The sequence below is a fragment of the Cupriavidus sp. genome, from assembly GCF_057315035.1.
Window position 1 is genome coordinate 60,004 of the sequence record NZ_DBHKYV010000009.1, and the last position, 20,019, is coordinate 80,022.

General features: G+C 63.4%; 16 protein-coding genes. 7 read left to right on the forward strand and 9 right to left on the reverse strand.

Going from position 1 to position 20,019, the window contains the following annotated elements; genetic code table 11:
- Nucleotides 1–124: 124 nt before the first annotated feature.
- Nucleotides 125–1,204, reverse strand: coding sequence for an ATP-binding cassette domain-containing protein (locus ACO550_RS14255; RefSeq protein ID WP_315593140.1), 1,080 nt, complete (start codon nt 1,202–1,204; stop codon nt 125–127).
- A gap of 171 nt (nt 1,205–1,375) precedes the next feature.
- Between ACO550_RS14255 and ACO550_RS14260 the strand changes: the two genes are divergently transcribed.
- A complete protein-coding gene (locus ACO550_RS14260) occupies nt 1,376–3,016 on the forward strand; it encodes an ABC transporter permease subunit (protein ID WP_315593139.1) in 1,641 nt (546 codons plus the stop codon).
- A 113-nt stretch (nt 3,017–3,129) separates the two neighbouring features.
- Here the strand turns inward: ACO550_RS14260 and ACO550_RS14265 are convergent, their stop codons facing one another.
- Complete coding sequence (locus tag ACO550_RS14265; protein ID WP_315593138.1) at nt 3,130–4,170, reverse strand: extracellular solute-binding protein; 1,041 nt, start codon at nt 4,168–4,170, stop codon at nt 3,130–3,132.
- A 279-nt stretch (nt 4,171–4,449) separates the two neighbouring features.
- Between ACO550_RS14265 and ACO550_RS14270 the strand changes: the two genes are divergently transcribed.
- The 6 genes from ACO550_RS14270 to ACO550_RS14295 all read left to right on the forward strand — a co-directional run bounded on the left by ACO550_RS14270 (nt 4,450) and on the right by ACO550_RS14295 (nt 10,903).
- Nucleotides 4,450–5,067, forward strand: coding sequence for an ABC transporter ATP-binding protein (locus ACO550_RS14270; protein WP_315593137.1), 618 nt, complete (start codon nt 4,450–4,452; stop codon nt 5,065–5,067).
- Nucleotides 5,064–5,861 (forward strand): ABC transporter permease, encoded by a 798-nt coding sequence (locus ACO550_RS14275; protein ID WP_315593136.1) that lies wholly within the window; start codon nt 5,064–5,066, stop codon nt 5,859–5,861. Before ACO550_RS14270 ends, ACO550_RS14275 begins: the two co-directional genes overlap by 4 nt.
- 162 nt (nt 5,862–6,023) lie before the next feature.
- Complete coding sequence (locus ACO550_RS14280) at nt 6,024–7,490, forward strand: efflux transporter outer membrane subunit (protein ID WP_485994882.1); 1,467 nt, start codon at nt 6,024–6,026, stop codon at nt 7,488–7,490.
- A 51-nt stretch (nt 7,491–7,541) separates the two neighbouring features.
- A complete protein-coding gene (locus ACO550_RS14285) occupies nt 7,542–8,831 on the forward strand; it encodes an HlyD family secretion protein (protein ID WP_315593134.1) in 1,290 nt (429 codons plus the stop codon).
- Nucleotides 8,832–8,863: 32 nt separating this feature from the next.
- A complete protein-coding gene (locus ACO550_RS14290; protein WP_315593133.1) occupies nt 8,864–10,423 on the forward strand; it encodes a DHA2 family efflux MFS transporter permease subunit in 1,560 nt (519 codons plus the stop codon).
- Nucleotides 10,424–10,579: 156 nt separating this feature from the next.
- Complete coding sequence (locus tag ACO550_RS14295) at nt 10,580–10,903, forward strand: helix-turn-helix transcriptional regulator (protein ID WP_315593132.1); 324 nt, start codon at nt 10,580–10,582, stop codon at nt 10,901–10,903.
- Between the two features lie 62 nt (nt 10,904–10,965).
- Here ACO550_RS14295 and ACO550_RS14300 read toward each other — a convergent pair whose 3' ends face one another.
- From ACO550_RS14300 to ACO550_RS14330, 7 genes are all read right to left on the reverse strand, one after another.
- A complete protein-coding gene (locus ACO550_RS14300) occupies nt 10,966–11,766 on the reverse strand; it encodes an enoyl-CoA hydratase (RefSeq protein WP_315593131.1) in 801 nt (266 codons plus the stop codon).
- Nucleotides 11,763–13,016: a CoA transferase gene (locus ACO550_RS14305; protein ID WP_315593130.1), complete on the reverse strand. Its 1,254-nt coding sequence runs from the start codon at nt 13,014–13,016 to the stop codon at nt 11,763–11,765. The genes ACO550_RS14300 and ACO550_RS14305 overlap by 4 nt, the downstream gene beginning before the upstream one ends.
- A gap of 57 nt (nt 13,017–13,073) precedes the next feature.
- Nucleotides 13,074–14,042 carry a tripartite tricarboxylate transporter substrate-binding protein gene (locus ACO550_RS14310; RefSeq protein ID WP_315593129.1) on the reverse strand — a complete coding sequence of 323 codons (969 nt, stop codon included), beginning with the start codon at nt 14,040–14,042 and terminating at the stop codon, nt 13,074–13,076.
- A 66-nt stretch (nt 14,043–14,108) separates the two neighbouring features.
- On the reverse strand, nt 14,109–15,014 hold the full coding sequence (locus ACO550_RS14315) for a LysR family transcriptional regulator (RefSeq protein ID WP_315593128.1): 906 nt from the start codon (nt 15,012–15,014) through the stop codon (nt 14,109–14,111).
- 123 nt (nt 15,015–15,137) lie between these two features.
- Nucleotides 15,138–16,370, reverse strand: coding sequence for an MFS transporter (locus ACO550_RS14320; protein ID WP_315593127.1), 1,233 nt, complete (start codon nt 16,368–16,370; stop codon nt 15,138–15,140).
- A 73-nt stretch (nt 16,371–16,443) separates the two neighbouring features.
- Nucleotides 16,444–17,460, reverse strand: a complete 1,017-nt coding sequence (locus ACO550_RS14325; protein WP_485994883.1) for a Bug family tripartite tricarboxylate transporter substrate binding protein — start codon at nt 17,458–17,460, stop codon at nt 16,444–16,446.
- 53 nt (nt 17,461–17,513) lie between these two features.
- Nucleotides 17,514–20,000 carry a CoA transferase gene (locus tag ACO550_RS14330; RefSeq protein WP_315593126.1) on the reverse strand — a complete coding sequence of 829 codons (2,487 nt, stop codon included), beginning with the start codon at nt 19,998–20,000 and terminating at the stop codon, nt 17,514–17,516.
- Nucleotides 20,001–20,019: the final 19 nt, after the last annotated feature.

The window sequence follows — 20,019 nt, forward strand, 5'->3', positions numbered from 1 at the left end:
AACTGATTCTCACTTACCACGGAAGACCCTGACGCGACCGCGCCACACTTCCGTACCTACCGGAATGCATAACCCCGTGTCAGCGGGCAATAGAGTCGTTACTTGTGCAAAGCGCCGATGAGTCTTACTGCGCGGCAAAGGCGATCACATCCTCAATCTCAACGCGGATGCCGATGAACTCGCCCACGGCATGATCGTGGTGCGACGGAACCAACGCCAGCAGACGGCATCCGCTAGCCAGTCGCAGCGTGTACAGGAACTCGGCACCTCGGAAGGCTTTGTGGACTACCTCCGCCCGCATGGGACTGGCGTCGTCATGCACGATATCGTCGGGTCGCACTAGCACGTCGACGGCTGCATCCGCGGGTAGTTGCAAGGGCACTGCGGGATTCAGCATGCCCAATTCGACTTCGATTTTCCCGTCGCGGCGCAGGCGTCCTGGAATCAATACGCCCTGGCCGACAAAGCCAGCAATGAAGCGCGACTTCGGACGGTGGTATATCTCATGTGCGCTGCCCCACTGCTCGATCACCCCGTCATGCATCACGCCAATCTCGTCTGCCATGGCAAAGGCCTCGCACTGGTCGTGCGTTACCAGAATGGCGGTAGTGCCTTGTGCCTTCAGTATCTCCCGCACTTCCAGGCTTAGGCGCTCACGCAAATCGACATCGAGATTGGAGAAAGGCTCGTCGAGTAGCAGCAGTTCGGGCCGCGGGGCAAGCGCTCGTGCCAGCGCCACACGCTGCTGCTGTCCGCCGGACAGCTCATGCGGGTAGTTGCCGCCCAGGCCGGCAAGGCCGACCAGCTGGAGAACCTCTTCCACTCGCGCCGCTCGTTCGGCGCGGCCAGAGCGGGTTAGCCCAAAACCGACATTGCCTGCCACGTCCAGATGAGGGAACAGCGCATAGTCCTGGAACACCATGCCGATTCGGCGCTCCTCTGGCGGCACGAGCACGTTGGACGACGACACGGTCTGTCCGTCAAGCACGATGCGACCGTCTTGCAACGGCTCAAATCCAGCGATAACTCGCAACACTGTAGTCTTGCCGCATCCGCTAGGGCCAAGCAGGCAGGCAATACTGCCGCGCGCCAGCTCAAAGGACACCCCCTTGACCACCCCGTGTCGCTTGTATGCATGGTGGACACGGTCTACCTCGATGACGGAAGTGCCAGCGGCAGTGTCACCAGTGGCACTACTCAACATATGCCATGCACTTGACGGGCCTTCGCTTCGGGAAAAGGATTTGGGTCGCATCTGCGCATTATATGGACGAGGCATCGTACAGCGGGCCGGTGTATGCGTCGCATTGTTAAAATGTGGCAACCCGCGCCGCGTTGGCATTGTTCGGGTACGCATTTCCACCAAATCTACCGAATGCTCTTGTCCAGCCGCCGCTTCCATCCTTTGACCCTGGCCACGCTGGCGGCAGCTTTGCTAATCGCTGTGCCAGTACTGGTGGTTGCCTCGGCCGTGCTACTGCCCGCTGGCGAGACCTGGCGGCACCTTATGGACACCGTGCTGGCGGAATACGTGCTTAACACGCTCTGGCTGCTGGTGGGCGTAGCCGCTGGGGTGCTGGTGCTCGGCGTGAGCACCGCGTGGCTGGTCTCAACCTACCGCTTTCCCGGCCGCACCGTGATGGAATGGGCGTTGGTGTTGCCCATGGCGATGCCGGCTTACGTGATTGCCTACGCCTATACCGATGCACTGCAGTTTGCCGGGCCTGTGCAAGGATGGTTGCGCGACATGACCGGCTGGAAGGCACGCGAATACTGGTTCCCGGACATCCGCTCGCTTGGCGGCGCCATCACGCTGTTTTCGCTGGTACTGTACCCCTATGTCTATTTGACAACGCGCGCTGCGATTCTCCAGCAAACACAGAACACGCTTGAGGCTGCGCGCCTGCTCGGTCACGGCACCTGGAGCCGGCTCTGGCGCGTGGTGCTGCCGCTGGCCAGACCCGGCATCGTCGCAGGCACCACGCTGGCGATGATGGAGACGCTGGCTGATTTCGGCACCGTCGCGTACTTTGCCATTCCTACGTTTTCTACCGGAATCTTCCGCGCGTGGTTCTCACTCGGGGACAAGAACGCCGCAGCGCAGCTCTCAGCGTGCATGCTGCTGTTCGTCGGCGCGATCCTGCTGATGGAACGCGCCAGCCAGGGCCGTGCGCAAGTCTACGGCAATCAACGTCGTGTTGCGGCAAGAACCCTGAGGGGCACGCAGGCTTGGCTCGCCCTGGCAACCTGCGCCTTGCCAGTGCTGCTGGGCTTTCTGGTACCGGCGCTGATGCTGTGCCACATGGCCTTCAGCGACGGCGATACTCAATTCGGTCCGCGCTTTGTTGGACTTGTGCGTAACAGCTTCTTGCTAGCCAGTGCAACGGCGCTAGCTGCCGTCCTGGTGGCGCTGGCAATAGGCTACGCCGGACGCACCGCGAATGGCAGGGGCAGCTGGCTGCTACGCGGGCTGACTCGGCTGTGCGGCATGGGTTATGCACTACCCGGCTCGGTTATCGCCGTAGGCGTTCTAGTGCCGGTGGCACGCTTTGACAACGCGCTGTCTGCCTGGCTGCAGCAACAATTCGGGCTGTCGGTCGGGCTGCTGTTGACCGGCGGTATCGCAGCGTTGGTCTATGCCCTTCTGGTGCGTTTCCTGGGGGTCGCGCTACAAACGGTCAATGCCGGACTGGGAAAAATCACGCCTGGCATGGACGCTGCTGCACGCAGCCTCGGTCACGGACCGGGCGCCACGCTGCGACGCGTACATTTCCCGATGCTGCGCGGCAGCCTGCTGACCGCGGCGCTGATCGTCTTTGTGGATGTCATGAAGGAACTGCCGGCAACCTTCGTCATGCGCCCGTTCAACTTCGATACGCTTGCCGTGCAAGCCTACAACCTCGCTGCGGACGAACGTCTGGCCGAAGCCGCGACCGCGTCGTTGATGATCGTCGCGGTCGGGCTGTTGCCGGTAATCATTCTGGCGCGTTCCATCCGGCGTAGCGCGCAGCGCTAGGCCGTCTGCTACCTTGACGCCGAGCCGAGCCGTTTCCTGGCTCTGCGCTCGCCAGGCGTGTTGCGAATATGGCCGGCCATCCTTGCGCAGGAATGACCGGCTCAAACAACGACTTACTTGAAGCCTGCGCGGTCCAGAAGTTTCTGGGCCTGCGGTTGGTACTTACCCAGTTCGGCGACGTTGATACTATCAGCCTTGAACTCGCCCAATGCATCAAGCGCTGGATTGCTTACCTTCACGCTCTGAACCACCGGCCACTCGTTGTTGCCGTCAGCAAAGTAGCGTTGGGCATCGTCGCTGGCCAGGTACTCGAGAAACTTGACTGCCGCCTCCTTGTTCGGGGCGTGCTTCAGCACGCCGCCACCCGAGATGTTCATATGTACACCCTGGGTTTTCTGGTTTGGCCACACCACGCCCAGTTTGTCGATCACCGCTTTGTCCTCTGGCTTGGTGGATTTCAGCATGCGCGCGATGTAATACGTGTTGGAAATTGCCACGTCGCATTCGCCTGCGGCCACTGCTTTGAGCTGATCGGTGTCGCCGCCTTTGGGTACCCGCGCCAGATTCGCGGCCACGCCTCGCGCCCACTGTTCGGTACGAGCTTCGCCGTCGTGCGCTATGAGGCTGGACACAAGCGACAGGTTGTACACGTGGCCACTGGAACGCGTACACACTTTGCCCTTCCACTTTGGGTCGGCAAGGTCCTCGTACATGGCGATGTCGCCGGCTTTGACCGCGGCCTTGTTGTACGCGATTACGCGCCCACGCGCCGAGAAGCCGAACCATTCGCCATTCCCGTCGCGGTAGTTGGCCGGAATGCGCGATTCCAGCAATTTCGATTTGACCGGCGCGAAAACACCAGCCTGTTGAGCACGCCACAGCCGACCAATATCGACGGTGATGAACACATCAGCCGGGCTGTTCGCCCCTTCATTTCGAATGCGTTCCAGCAGCGGATCTTCCTGGCCTTCGATGCGGTTGATCTTGATGCCAGTCTGCTTGGTGAAGTTGGCGTACAGCGCCTCGTCCGTCTGGTAGTGCCGCGCAGTATAGAGATTCAGTACCTTTTCCTGTGCCGTGGCCGCCAGCGGCAACGTTAGCAAGGCTAGCGCTACGGCACGCAGCGGCAAAGTACGGATGATGGTGGTCTTCACGCGGATGGCTCCCAGGTATGTTGTTGGGCAGCCATTTGCATCCGGGGCACTTGGACTGCCCGGCTATTGGATTCCGGACAGTCGAAAACGATATTGATTCTTGTTCAGGTGGTCAAATTACATTTCTGTCATGGACAACTTGACCGGCGAGCGCACGATTGCGCAGACATCCAATGCAACGTCGATCCCGTCGAAAATCATGTTGCCCGCTTGCAGCTAATCCGTGCTTAAGGCATCGACGGTATCCTTGGCGGCATTCCCACTACCTCACGCGCCCCAATGGATGGCCACCTCCATATTCGCCAACTGATTGGCCATGGTCGAGGGCCGATCGGCTTCGATGTGCCTGCAGGTCAATGCACGGTCCTGTCGGGCGCTTCGGGCACTGGTAAAAGCCTGGTATTGCGCATGATTGCGGACCTGATTCCGAACTCGGGCGAGGTCCGGATCGGAAATACCTCGCGAGACGCGCTGAGCGGGCCCGCGTGGCGCCGCGAGGTGGTGTACGTGGCGGCCGAATCAGGCTGGTGGGCCGACGACGTGCGCAGCCATTTTGAAGCCCGCGACCAAGCCTGCGGCGCGATGGAGCCGCTGCTGCGCAAGCTGCTGCTGCGCGACGGCATCCTCGACGCCCATGTCAGCCATCTTTCCACGGGCGAGCGTCAGCGGCTGGCCTTGTTGCGTGCCATGGTTCTTCGTCCACGCTTCCTGCTCCTCGATGAACCGACATCGGGACTTGATCCTGACTCGACCCTCGCGGTGGAAGCATTGCTGAAAGACCTGATGGCCGATGGCATGGGCCTGCTGGTGGTCACGCATAACGCCGAACAGTCTGCGCGCCTGCGCGACACGCATGTCCGGCTCTCCGCAACGGGCCTCGAAGTGGTCAGCGCATGAATCCGATCCTGCTTACCACCAGTGACCTCGTGCTGGCCAGCCTGCTGATTGTGGCTGGCGCGGGACTATCGCTGGCGATGTCGTTGGGAGTCCATCGCACGCTGCTGATTGCGGCGCTCCGCATGGTCATACAGTTACTGCTGGTGGGGTTGATCCTGCGCGCGGTCTTCGCGATTGCATCGCCGTGGCTCACGCTCGGGCTGGTGGTCGCGATGATATTCGCGGCCGCACGCGAGGCAGGCAGCCGTCAAGAGCGGCGCCTCGATGGTCGCTGGCAGTTTGTGGTAGGACTGGCCACGGTAAGCGTGCCGACCATCGTCATCACGGTATTGGCACTGGTCACCGCGTTGCGCCCTTCCCCATGGTATGACGCGCGCCACGCGATTCCGTTGGCCGGCATCATTCTTGGCAACGCCATGAATGCCGCCAGCCTGACCCTGCAGACCGTGTTCAATGCGGCCTGGTACCAGCGCCAGGCAATCGATGCGCGACTGGCGCTGGGTGCGGACCGCCACACCGCATTTCGGCCGATTCTTCGCCAGGCAGTGCGCAGCGGAATCCTGCCCACCATCAACACCATGTCGGCAGCGGGCATCATCACGCTCCCGGGCATCATGACCGGGCAGATACTGGCCGGCATGGATCCGATCGAGGCGGCGCGCTATCAGATCCTGCTCATGTTCCTGCTTTCCGGCGGCAGCATACTGGCGGTGGTACTGGCTGCGTGGCTGGGTCTATGGCGCCTTACCGACGCTCGCCATCGTCTGCGCCTTGACCGGCTGCAGGTTCGGTAGCAAAGAACGCTATCCCGCCGATAGAGAAAATCCATCCACGCGCGCCTTGCTAATATCTGACCCGTCAGCTATTGTCTGACCAAGAGTAGGTGCAACGGGGCGACAGCCCGGTTCATTGCTTCTTAAGGCACTTTTTTGCAGACTTAGCTGATAGGTCAGATAATGGCAGGGCAACTAACTTTGACGGCACGACGTGCCGGGGCGTCCGCTCTCTCGGCGGCAGTGGTCGCCGTCCTGGCGGGATGCGCCAACTATGCGGGCATTCATAGCGACAAGACGATGTCGGAGCCGGCGCAAATCGCCACCACCCAGAGCCTGCCCTCGGAGGGCGGTCAGTGGCCCGCCGCGGACTGGGCGTGGCAGTTTGGCGATGCGCAACTGAAGACGCTGCTCGACGAAGCGTTGCAAGGAAGTCCGTCGATCGACAAGGCCCGCGCCCGTATCGCAGCCGCGGTGGCCTTCAGCGAGACCGCCAATGCCAATACCCTGCCGCAGGTCGGCGCGGGATATTCCTGGACGCGTCAGCGCCTGACCGAAAGCACGTTCGTGCCGCCCCCGTTCGCCGGGTCGTGGCAATCGGAGAACAAGGCCATCGTCAGTGCCTCGTACGAACTGGACCTGTGGGGCAAGAATCGCGAAGCACTGCGCTCCGCCATCTCGATGGTCCATGTGACACAGGCCGATTCCGAGCAGGTAAAGCTGACCTTGAGCCAGGCGATTGCCCGCAGCTACAACGAGCTCGGTCGCTTGTACGCCCTGCTCGATATTGCGCGCAACGAAGTCACGCAACGCGGCGAGGTGCTGCGCATCACGCGCGGTCGGGTCCGCATGGGACTGGAAACCGAAGTCGAACAACAAACGGCCGAAGCCAATCTTGCGGCGGCCCAGGTTTCTGTCTCGGCGCTTGAAGGGAATATCCAGCGCACGCGATACCAGCTTGGTGCCCTGCTTGGCCAAGGCCCGGATCGCGGGCTGGCCATCGCCAGGCCGGTACCTGGTGGCGCGCAGGAAGTGCGCTTGCCCGATAACCTCCCGGCCGATCTCGTCGCGCGTCGCCCGGACATCGTGGCAGCACGCTGGCGCGTCGAAGCCACCACGCACGATATCAAGGTAGCCAAGGCCGAGTTCTATCCGGACATCAACCTGAGCGCCGCGATTGGCCTCGACGCCTTCGGTTGGGGACGTTTCTTGCGCGCGGCAAGTCGTACCGCCTCCGCCGGACCGGCCATCCATCTGCCGATCTTTGATGGCGGCGCACTGCGCGCGCAACTGAAGGGGCGCTATGCCGATTTCGATTTTGCGGTGGCCAACTACAACGACACGTTGATCCAGGCCCTGACCGATGTCGCCACGCAGCTTTCGGATATTCGCGCCGTGGATGCCCAACTCGTCAATGCGGTGCGCACCGACGATGCCGCCCAACGCGCCTTGAAACTGGCGCTGGCGCAATACCGCGCGGGACTGACCACGCAATTGACGGTCCTGAATGCACAGACCACGGCTTTGTCCAGCAGCCAGACCGTGACCACGCTCCAGATGCAGCGCCGGGATCGCCAGATCGCACTGGCAGCCGCGCTCGGCGGTGGCTACACCGCCGACGCCCGGCAAAGCGCGGATACGACCCAATGATCCGCTGATCCGCCAATTCGCAGATCCGGCAACGCAATCGATAGAGGTGACATGATGACCGCGACCAATCCGAACCCGAACCCGACAGACAACCCCAAGACCGCCGCCGCTGCGCCCAATACCCGCAAGCGCCTGCTTGCCCTGCTGGGACTGGGCACGTTGCTGGCAGCCGCCGGCTATGGCGCGTACTACTACAGTGTGGCGCGCTTTCACGAAGATACCGATGACGCCTACGTGAACGGCAACCTGGTACAGCTCACGCCACAGGTAAGCGGCACGGTCGTTGCCGTGAATGCCGACGACACACAGCTTGTGAACGCTGGCGACGCGGTGGTGACGCTCGATCCCGCAGATGCGCGCATTGCACTGGCCAATGCAGAAGCGGCGCTCGGCCAGACCGTGCGCCAGGTAAGCGCGCTGTACGTCAACAACAACACACTGGCAGCCACCGTCCAGCAGCGCCAGGTAGATGTTTCCCGGGCACGCGATGACCTGCGTCGCCGGACGGAAGTCTCGGAAAGCGGCGCGGTAGCCGCGGAGGACATCGCGCACGCACGGGACTCGGTAAAGGCCGCGGAAGCTGCGCTGGAGACTGCAAGACAACAGCTCGCCTCAAACCATGCGTTGACCGATCAGGCGAGCGTTGCCGATCATCCCGGCGTGCAGGCTGCCGCCACGCGCGTGCGCGACGCCTATCTCGCCAATGCGCGCAATACCTTGCCAGCCCCGGTGACCGGCTATGTCGCGCGCCGCTCGGTGCAAGTCGGCCAGCGCGTTGCGCCCGGCAACCCGCTGATGGCCATCGTGCCACTCGATGGTGTCTGGGTAGACGCCAACTTCAAGGAAGTCCAGCTCAAGCACATCCGCATTGGCCAGCCAGTCGAGCTCCACGCCGATCTGTACGGCAGCAAGATCACCTATCACGGCAAGGTCGTTGGTTTCTCGGCTGGTACCGGCAGTGCGTTCGCTGCGCTGCCGGCGCAAAACGCGACCGGTAACTGGATCAAGGTGGTCCAGCGACTGCCGGTACGCATCGCGCTCGATCCGGCGGAACTGCGCACGCATCCGCTGCAGATTGGCCTGTCGATGCAGGTCGATATCGACACCAGGGAGCGCGGCGGCGAACTCGATCCGGCCAGGGTCACCGCCACACCGGCTCGCACCACCTACCGCACCGATGTGTTTGACCGGCATGGTGCCGAAGCCGACAGCGAAATCGAGCGGATCATCGCCCGCAACAGCAACAGCAACAGCAACAGCAATGGCGGCGGCAGCAATGGCAACGTGGCCGCGCGAAGCGAGCGGTCCGGAACGGTACGGCCAGCTGCCAAGGCCTCCTGAAGCCGCATCATCGAACGCCAACGGAGCGCATCATGCCAAATCCGATCACAAGCCAGTCGCCACCCCCGCTGACCGGTGGCAAGCTGGTAATGGGCAGCCTGGCCGTGGGACTCGCCACATTCATGAATGTGCTGGACTCGTCCATCGCCAACGTTGCCATCCCGACCATCTCGGGCAACCTCGGCGTTTCCGTTGACGAGGGCACCTGGGTCATCACGCTGTTCGCCGCAGCCAACGCGGTGGCCATTCCGCTGACCGGATGGCTCACCCAACGCGTGGGGCAGATCCGGCTGTTCGTCGGGTCGATCCTGTTGTTCGTGCTGTCATCGTGGCTCTGCGGCATCGCACCGAACCTCACCACCCTTCTGGCGGCACGAATCCTTCAGGGCTTCGTGGCAGGTCCGATGATCCCGCTCTCGCAAGCAATCCTGCTCGGCTCGTACCCGAAGGAAAAGAGTGGTCATGCGCTCGCGTTGTGGGCCATGACGGCCACGGTGGGACCGATTGCGGGACCGGCATTGGGAGGATGGATGACCGACAGCTATTCGTGGTCATGGATCTTCTATATCAACGTCCCGGTCGGTCTGTTCGCGGCGGCCGTCACTTGGGCGATCTACCGCGATCGCGACACGCAAACCCGCACGCAGCCGATCGACCTGGTTGGACTGGCAGCCCTGGTCACCTGGGTAGCAGCGCTGCAGATCATGCTGGACAAGGGCAAGGATCTCGACTGGTTTGCCTCGCCAGTGATCATTGGCCTGGCCATTGTCGCCCTGCTCGGCTTCGTGTTCTTTGTGATCTGGGAACTGACCGAGGCCAATCCGATCGTGGACCTGCGACTGTTCAAGGGCCGCAACTTCCTGGCCGGCACCATCGCCATCTCGGTTGCCTTCGCGGTGTTCTTCGCGAACCTGGTGGTGCTGCCGCAATGGATGCAGCAATACCTCGCGTATCCGGCCGTCAATGCCGGCCTGGCTACCGCGCCATTGGGCATCTTCGCGGTACTGCTCGCCCCGGTACTTGGCAAACTGATGCCCAAGGCCGAGCTGCGGGTGCTGGCCACGCTGTCTTTCGTGGGCTTTGCCGCAGTGTTTGTCATGCGCTCTCACTACACCACGGGCGTCGACACCTTCACGCTGATCTTGCCCACGCTGCTGCAAGGCATTCCCACCGCGCTGTTCTTCGTCCCGTTGACGGCAATCATCCTATCCGGCCTGCCGCCCGAGAAGATTCCGGCTGCGGCCGGCCTGTCAAACTTCGTGCGCATCTTCTGCGGCGCAGTGGGAACCTCTCTGGCAACCACCGTCTGGAACGACCGCGCGGTACTGCACCATGCCCGGCTGGTTGAACAGGCGAGTCCCAACAACCCGGTCTACAACGCAGCGCTTGCGTCGATCCAGAACACCATGCACCTGTCGTATGGCCAGGCGACGGCCTACTTTGAAAAGCAGCTCAACACCCAGGCAATCATGCTCGGCCTGAACGACATCTTCTGGATCTCTGCCGTCATCTTCGTCGCCATCATTCCACTGATCTGGCTGACCAAACCGGCGCGTGGTGCGGTGTCGGGGGCGGCTGCGGCGGCTCATTAGAGTTTATCGTTTTGGCTGTGAGCGGCATTAAAGCTTTGGCGGTTGACGCATGCTCTTTCGGACTTAAAGATGGGGCCTTGAGCCTCAGATTCCGTAACCGCTCACATGGAACGCTCTAACCTCGTTAAACGCTCATATATGAGCGCTAAGAGTGCCGTGACCCTGCCGACCCCGGTGACTCGTGCGCTGGTAAAGCTCGGTCACGACCTGTCGCTGGCTCGCCGCCGGCGGATGCTCACCCAAGAGTCCATGGCTGAACGCATCCAGACATCGGTAGCCACACTGCGCAGGCTGGAGAAAGGCGACCCTCGCATCCCTATTGGCACCATCGCGCAGGCCTTCTTCGTCCTGGGTGAGTTGAATAAAATCACCGGCATGCTCGACACGACCGCCGACGACATTGGGCTAACCCTGATGAATGAGCAACTGCCGCAGCGCGTGCGCTGGAAAAGCCGCAAACCCACTTCGGGGGCCCTTTAGCCGATGGCTCTGACTCAGATGACCGTGGCCGCAACGAGGCATCGACCACCCCGCCCTACTCCCTAATCCCCCTTCCAGACCGGCGGCCGCCGCTCAACGAACGCTTCCACCCCTTCGTGGAAATCGTTGCTGCCGTAGCACACACGCACCAAATCGTCTGTATCGGCCACGGCGACCACGGTCTGGCGTCGCAGCGCTTCCTTGACGACTGTCTGTGTCACTGGCGCCAGTGCTGCGAGCTTGTCGCCCAGCGCGATGACAGCCTCGTCGAGTTGCTCCGCGTCGTAAATGCCTTCGAGGAAGCCGCAGGCAAGCGCTGCGTCGGCGCCCAATATCTGCGCCAGCAGCAGCATGCGGCGTACCGGCTGCAAACCCCACGCCGCGCGTAGCCTGGCAAGGTTCAATGCCGACAGCGTATTGCCGAGCGTGCGTGCAATCGGCACGCCGAAGCGCGCATTGGGTGTGGCCATGCGGAAGTCACAGGCAGTGGCAATCGCCAGTCCTCCGCCCACGCACCATCCGTCGATCACTGCGATGGTGGGCATCGGCAGCTTTTCAACCAGACTGACGCCTTCGTCGATCCGCGCCTCGTAGGCCACGCCGTCGTCGCCGCTCGTGAACTGGCGAAACTGGGCGATATCGGTGCCGGCCACGAACGCTTCGCCGCCGGCGCCGCGCATCACAACCACACGGATACCCGCGCCGCCATCGCTCGCGAGGTTGCGGCAGTGCGTTGCCAATTGTTCATACATCGCCCACGTCATCGCGTTGCGCGCAGCGGGACGGTCGAAGGTCAGCGTGGCTACCTGGCCCTGGATGGAAAGCGAGACCTGGCCGGCCTCCGGTGGCAGGTCGCCGCTCATGCGCCGAACGCGCCGGCTGCGGCCAGCGCCTCCTTTTCATCAAGCGCGATACCAAGCTCGGCCAGTACCTCGTCAGTATGCTGGCCCAGCAGCGGTGGCGCCCGGCGTACCTGTTGTGGCGTGCCGCCCATCTTGACGGCAAAGCCGATATTCGGGACCTTGCCTTCGATCGGATGGTCGATCTCGATGCGCATCTGGCGGTGCTTGCCGTGCTCGCTGTCGAAGGCCTGCGGATAGGTCAGGATCGGCCCGGCGGGAATTCCCACTTCGAGCAGCGATTCGATCCAGTAGTCGCTGGACTTTTCGGTAAAGGTGCGTTCAAGCTCCGCCACCAGTTCATGCCGGTGGGCCAGCCGCAGCGCAACGGTGGCAAAGCGCTCGTCGGCCAGCAGGTCCTGCCGTTCCAGCGTATTGCAAAGCAGTTGCCACAGCTTCTGGTTGGTCGCGCCCATCACGAAGTAGCCGTCGGCGGACTTCATCGCCTGATACGGTGCGCTCATGCGGTTGGCCGTGCCAAGCGGCTCGGGTTCGCGGCCCGTGCCCCAGTATTCCGAGCTGTCCCACACCGAGAACGCCAGCGCGGAATCGAACAGCGACGCATCGATGTACTGGCCCTTGCCGGTCTCCTTGGCGCCGATATAGGCGGCCAGCATGCCGTAGGTGGCAAACAGCGCGCAGCCGATATCGGCCACGGGTACGCCCGATTTGACGGGCGCGCCGCCGGGATAGCCGGTCACGCTCATCACGCCGGACATGGCCTGCGCCATCAGGTCGAAGCCGGGCCGCTTGGCCCACGGCCCGGTCTGGCCAAAGCCCGAGATGCTGACATAGACCAGCTTCGGATTGAGCTTGGCCAGCGTGTCGTAGTCGATGCCAAGCCGCTTCATGACGCCCGGCCGGTAGTTCTCGACCAGGATGTCGGCCGATTCGGCTAGGCGATATAGCACCTGCCGGCCGGCTTCGGTCTTGAGGTCCAACGTGACACTGCGCTTGTTGCGGTTCATGTTCAGGAAGCCCATGCTGTCCGGGCCCTTCATCTTGAACCCCATTGCACCACGCGTCTGGTCGCCGCCGTCGGGCGGTTCAACCTTGATCACGTCGGCGCCAAGGTCGGCCAGCAGCATGCAGGCATAAGGCCCGGCCATGACCTGGCATACGTCGAGTACGCGTACGCCGGCCAGCGGCAGCGGACGCTCTTGCGTCTGGGCGCCGGTATCCTGGGCATCGCGGGTATCGTTGGGAGTCGTCATTGGTTGTTCCAGGTTCGGTCGGGAATGGGAAGGCAGGGATAAGCGGCAGAGGCGGGATCAGGCTTCAGCCTTGACGCCGGCCTGCTTCACGACCTTGCCCCATTTGCTCGCTTCCGACGCAATGAACGCGCCGAACTGCTGACTGGAGCCACCGGAGTCTTCGGCACCGAAGCTCTTGAGACGCTCCGCAACGTCCGGCATGGCCAGCGCGCGATTGACGTCCTGGTTCATGCGCTGTACCAGTGCCGGAGGCATGTTCTTCGGCCCGACCAGCCCGTACCATGACGCGGCATCGAGTCCGGGAAAACCCGACTCGGCCAGCGTCGGCACATTTGGATGGCTGGCCGCACGCTTGAGGCGCGTCTGCGCAATGGCGATGACCTTGCCTTGCTGGATAAACGGCGTGGCGGCAGTCATCGTGTCGAACGCATAATCGATCTGCCCGCCAAGCAGGTCGGCCACGAGCGGACCAGACCCCTTGTACGGCACGTGCACCACGTCGATCTTTGCCTGCAGCCGGAACAGTTCCAGCGCCAGATGCTGCGCCGAGCCGATTCCCGAAGAGCCAAACGACACCTGCCCCGGCTTCTTGCGGCAAAGCTCGACAATTTCGGCCACCGTGCGCACCTTCTGCTCGGGCCGGCAGGTCAGCATGTTCGGGGTTACCCCAACCATCGAGATCGGAGTGAAGTCGGTAGTCGGGTCGTACTTGACGTCAAGCAGTGCCGGTGCGATAGCGTGACTGTTGACATGCGCCATCAGCAACGTCGTGCCATCAGGCGGCTGCTTGGCCACGTAGGCGGCCGCGATGGCGCCGGTGGCACCCGGCTTGTTCTCCACCACGACGCTGGTATTCCACATCATCCCGAGCTTCTGGCCAATCACGCGCGCCAGCACGTCGGTGCCGCCCCCTGGGGCAAACCCGACCACGATCCGCACCGGCCCGGGCATATCCGCGGCATGGAGCAGGCCGCCGGGTACCGCCAGCCCCGCCACGGCGGCGCAAAGGAACTGCCTGCGTTTCATTGCATGTCTCCATCATGTCGTCGTTATGGAGTCCATGATGCGCAATGCGCCGGGCGCCGGCTATCGCTATTTCCGAGATTCTGGTTTCGAATTTTGCGCAAGCACCTCCAGGACGCCCTGCGCGGCAGACGACAACGTACCGGGATGCCGATGGCACAGCAGGAACTGCCGCTCCGCCCATGCCTCGTCGATATCCAGCCGCACAAAGCGGCTATCCCCCGCCACCTCGCGCGCCACCGCTTGCGGCATGACCCCCGCTCCGAGGTTCTGCGCCACCAGCGCCGCGATACTGTCGAAGCCACCCACCCGCATGCGCATCCGCAGTACGCGCCCAGCCTCTTCAGCCAGCCGGTCGAGCATGATCGAAATGGCCGAGCTCTCGCCCAATGCGATCAGGTCGCAATCGAGCACATCGCCCAGGGTCACTCGCTGGCGACCAGATAGTGGATGTCCGCTCGCCACCACGAACTCGAGCCGGTCCGACCGGTAAGGCTCGGTCGGCAACTCCACCACGCCAAGGCTGCCTTCATAGATGCCGATATCCACGGTGCCACGGCGCAGCGCCTGCTGTACCTCCAGACTGTTCATCTCCTGGAGATCGATGCGCACACCGGGACAAGCCACCGCGCAACGCTGGATATCGAACGGCAGGAACTGGATTACGGCCGACTTCGGCGCAGCCACCCGCACCACACCGAGGTCGCCACCAATAAACGATGCCGCGTCATCCTGCATGCGCTGCACCGTGTAGGTAATGCTGCGTGCGTGGGCCAGCAGTGCCCGGCCAGCCTCAGTCAGTGCCATGCCGTGCGGCAGCCGTTCGAACAGTGTCACGCCAAGCTGGGCTTCGAGTTCGAGAATTCGCCTGGACGCAGCGGCCGCGGCAAGATGAAGGCGTTCGGCACCGCGCGTGACACTACCCTGGTCCGCCACCGCTATGAATAGCTGCACGGTCGTCAGGTCGAAATGCAAGCGGGAACTACTGAGCAGCTGGGAGGGTGTCATTGGGCAGGGGCGAAGCGTCAGGCTTTACCAGACGGAGGCTCACAGATTCTAATCGAATAGGCGACCCCGCCCACTTCGGGCTGCCTCAGCCTACCCAGCCAGCCGCGGCGCTTGCGCCCTGCTGGCCAAAGCAAACGTAATCTGGACCGCCCCGACGATCAGGCCCAGCGATGCGCCGATCTTCCATGCCAGCGAATAGTCGTGCATCAGATCGTAGAGCCAGCCGCCGCCAAAGGCGCCGACAAAGCTGCCGATCTGGTGGCTGAAGAAGGCCACGCCGGCGATCATTGCCTGCCAGCGTAAACCGAATGTCTGCGCGATCCAGCCCTGGACTAACGGTGACACACCCAGCCACAGGAACCCCATGACCGACGCGAACACCATCGTGCTTTCCGGTGTCGGCGAGGTATGGAAGAACCAGATAAAACCCAGCGAGCGAGAAACATAGATGCCGCCGAGCAGCAGCAGCTTGTTGACGCGGCCCCCGGCCCAACCGAAGAACAGGCTGCCCAGTACGTTGAAGCCCCCGATCAGGCCCAGCGACTGGGCCGCCAGCATCGGGTCCATGCCGCAAACATCGAGGTATGCGGGCAGGTGCGTGGTCAGGAAGACCAGTTGCATGCCGCAGACCGTATACGCCAGTGCCATCACAACGAACGGCGGATGGCGCAGCGCGCCCTTCAGGGCATGCCAGCCGCTCTGGCCGGCCTGTCCAGCCTGTCGTGGGTCGGGCGGCGGGCGCACCTGGTCCACGCGACCTGCGGCCCAGGCTGCGGGCAACATGACCAATGCCAACACCACGAACGCCGCTACACCCATGCGCCAGCCCGACTCGCGCGTAATGACCTGGCCCAGCGGCGCCGCGAGCATGGCGCCCAGCGAGCCACATGCCGATACCACGCCTAGCACCATGCTGCGCACCTGCGCTGACACCGCGGCGGATGCCGCGGCCATCGACATGGCGGTGCCAGTAGTGGCCATTGCCGCTCCAATCAACAGCCCCGCGCCGATCACTACCGTCCACAAGCCGTGCGATGTGGCCAGCAGGACCAGCCCGACCAGGTAAAGCAGCGATCCACCGAGCATCAGCGGCCGGAAGCCCACCCGGACCGCGAACGCGCCCGCGAACGGCTGCAGCACGCCCCAGGTCAGGTTCTGGATCGCCACGGCAATCGTGAAATCTCCTATGGAGATCCCGATGTCGCGCGTCAGCGGCGGCACGAAGATGCCAAGGCTCTGGCGCAGCCCCATGGCCAGCGACAGCATGACGGAGGCGCCGATCAGGATCGGCAATGCGGGGCGCAACGTGGACATCCTTGACATGGGGGCTCGCGGTTCGGGGGCGTCGGCGGACGTGGCAACTGGCAAGCATACTGCCAATCGATCAATCCCGTTTTCAGTCCAGCGTGATGGCTTCGCGCTGGATCACTGCGCCCCAATCGGCGGTCTCCTTCGCGACGCGCTTGGCGAACGTTGCCGGATCGATCATCACGACATCGCCCTGCTGGCTTAGCGCAGCCTTGGCCTTGTCGTCCTCGAGAATGCCCTGGGTGGCCGCATGAAGCTTCTGCACGATCTGCGGCGGCGTACCGGCCGGGGCCAGCAGGCCGATCCAGAACGTTGCATCGAATGGCTTGTATCCAGCCTCCTCGACGGTCGGCACATCGGGCAACTGCGCCATGCGCTTCACGCCGCTGACGGCCACCGGCTTCAGCTTGCCCGCCTTGATCTGCGGCAGCGCGCTCCAGGTGTCGAACGCGGTATCGAGCTCGCCGCTGATCACGGCCATCTGCGCCTGCGCCGCGGACTTGTATGGAATATGCGTGGTCTCGATCTTTGCGCGGTTATTGAGCATGGCAAAGCTCAGGTGCGCGATATTGCCGGGCCCGGCCGAGCCGTAGCTGACCTTTCCCGGATGCTGCGCCGCGAACCGCGACAGGTCCTGCACCGTATTGACCGCATGCTTGTGCGCCCACTCGGGATTCGTGACCAGGATGAACGGCGCTTCCAGGATCAGCGTGACCGGCGTGAAATCCTTGGGCTTGTAGCTGCCCTTCTTGTAGACCTGCGGATTGATCGTGACACTGCTGGAATTGGTCACCATCACCGTATAGCCGTCCGGCGCCGACCGCGCGACTTCGCCAGCGCCGATCAGCCCATTGGCGCCCGCCTTGTTTTCCACGACCACCGGTTGCCCCAGCGATTTCGTCAGGCGCTCCGACACCACGCGCGCCACGGTGTCGGTAAATGAACCCGCCGGGAACGGTACGATCATCCGGATCGGCTTGTTCGGCCAACCTGCGGTCTGCGCAGCAGCCGGGCTAGCCATGGCACCGGTCAGCACCAGCAGCGATGCCATGGCCATGGCGTAGTGACGTGCCATCGTTGGCTTCTTATCGATCATCCTGATCATCGTTGTCTCCATATTCTGTCTCGATGTAGTTATCTGTTCGCGATGTGTGCGGTTCAGGCGGTGACCCTGGCGCGTTTGGGCCGCGCGGCCTTGCCGGTAATGCCTTGCCGTTCGAGTTCCGCGATCTGTTCGGGCGTCAGGCCCAGCACACGCGCCAACACCTCGTCAGTGTGTTCGCCCAGCGTGGGCGCCGCGTTGCGGATCGGCATCGGCTCCGCCCCTTCCCGGAACCACGCAGCGCTGGCCGTGTAAGTGCCACTGTGTGCGCGGTCCAGCTGCTGCCAGAAGCCCCGCGCCTGCAGATGCGGGTCCTCAAGTACCTGCCACATTGGCCGGACCACACCGGCGGCAACACCAGCCTCCTGCAGCCAACGCATGGCCTGATCGGCATCGCGCCCGATGGTCCACGCGCTGATTGCCGCCTCGATGCGTCCCGCTTCCGCCTCGCGTCCAGCCGCCTGCGCAAGTCGCGTGTCCGCAGCCAGGTCTGCACGCCCGATCGCGCTACACAAGGCAGGCCACTGTGCGTCGGTAACGGTCAATACCACCCACGCATCGTCTCCGGCGCAGCGGAAGCAGCCATGCGGGACGTTTACCGGATGCCGATTGCCCTGGCGCGGCTGCACGCTACCGTGGATCGACTGATCCACGATAAACGGTGCGGCCATCGGCAGCATGGCCTCCACCTGCGACAGGTTGACGTGCCGGCCCTTTCCGGTGGCTTGCTGTGCAAACAGCGCCAGCAGGATCGCCGCGCCGGCGTTCAGCCCGCCCACCGGATCGCCGTAGGCATACGACGTCATGGCTGGCGGGCCGTCGGGATGACCCGTGTAGAGCGGCAATCCGCTGGCCTGTTCCAGGGTGCCGCCGTATGCGCGCGTGTTGCTCCACGCATTGCCAAGCCCGAAGGCCGGCATCGATACCATCACCAGCCGTTCATTACGGGCGCGCAACGCCGCATAGTCGAGCCCAAGCTTGGGTAACACCTCGGCGGAATAGTTTTCGATGACCGCATCCGCGTGCGCCACCAGATCCAGCAGCAGCGCCTTGCCTTCAGGACGGGTCAGGTCCAGGGTGATGCCGCGCTTGTTGCGGTTCATCAGGTTGAAGTTCGAGTTCTTCTCGTACAACCTGTCACGATAGAACTCGTCCGTGAAATTGGCACCGCGCCACCAGTCGGGATAGCCCGTGCTCTCCACCTTGATGATCTCGGCGCCAAAATCGGCCAACGTGCGCGACGCAAGCGGTCCTGCCCAACCCATCGTCAGGTCCACCACGCGCATGCCCTGCAGCGGCAAGTGGCCAAGGGTCGCCCGGCTCGGCAGCGTACGCGGGCGATGTTCAAGGCCGGTGCGCCGATACAGCCCATCGTGGGCGCCCTTGGCCGGTGCCGCGCCACCCGGCAACGGGCCCGCTGCATCGAGCCGCAGTGGCACCACGGGGCCTTCGAACGAGACCCCTTCGATCTGCACCGGAACAAATGCGCCGCGTTGTCGATGCACGTCCTGTTGCAGCAACGCTTCCATGGTCGGCACGATCACCGCCGGATGCTTGAGGTCGCCAAGGATCTGGAACCACTCGCTGGCCGTGCGCTTCAGGAAGGCCGGGATCAGCAATGCGTCGATCTCATCGGCACGCGACATGCGCTCCGGCCCGTTGGCGTAGCGCGCGTCGTCAGCCAGATCGGGGCGGTCGATCGCTTCGCACAGCGCCTGCCATTGCGGCAGCGTATGCGTAAAGATGCCGATCGCGCCTTGCGCGGTCTGGTAGATGCCGGCCGGATGCGTGCCGCAGAACCGGTTGACACCCAGGCGTCGCAGCGGGTGGCGCTTGTCCTGCACCATGCCGGCTTCCATCTCCACCACGCCGAAGACCGACTCGTGCGCGCTCAGTACGTAGCGGCGGCTGCCATCTCCACGGCCAATCAGCGCAGCGACCGCCGCGGAGAAAGCGCCCAGACCGAACACGATCGCGCTTTGCAGATCGTGCGGCATGTGCGGTGGCCCCTGGACCGGCCCGCTGCCGTGCACGGCACCGGCCAAGCCGCGGCACACGGCTTCGGCACCCGCATACCTGCTGTACGGCCCGCTCTCGCCGAACCACGTCAGCCCTATCTCGATGGGAATGTGTCGCGGTTGACCGCTGCCGAGGTCGGGGGAGTTGGTGTCGGCCCAGACCGGCGTGGCCAATACGTCCGGGCCTTCCGTCAACGCACGCGCATCGAGCACCACATCGCAGGTTAGCGCCAGTTGCGCCAGCCATGCGCGCTCCTCGATATCGCCCGCATCCGCCGTCACGCTGTGCTTGTTGGTATTGAGCCAGGCAAATAGCGCGCTTTCCTGCCGCGTGGTGCCCGGTATGTCCACCAGCGGCGGCATATGCCGCCAGGCATCGCCCTCCGGGCCTTCCACCTTGATGACCTCGGCACCGAAATCGGCAAACAGCTTGCCGGCATAGGCAAGCGCTGGCCCGGTGCCGATTTCGAGCACGCGCAACCCACCCAGCGCAAGCTGCGCCGGATCGGGAATATTGTTGATCATGTCGTCTCCTGGCTGGTAT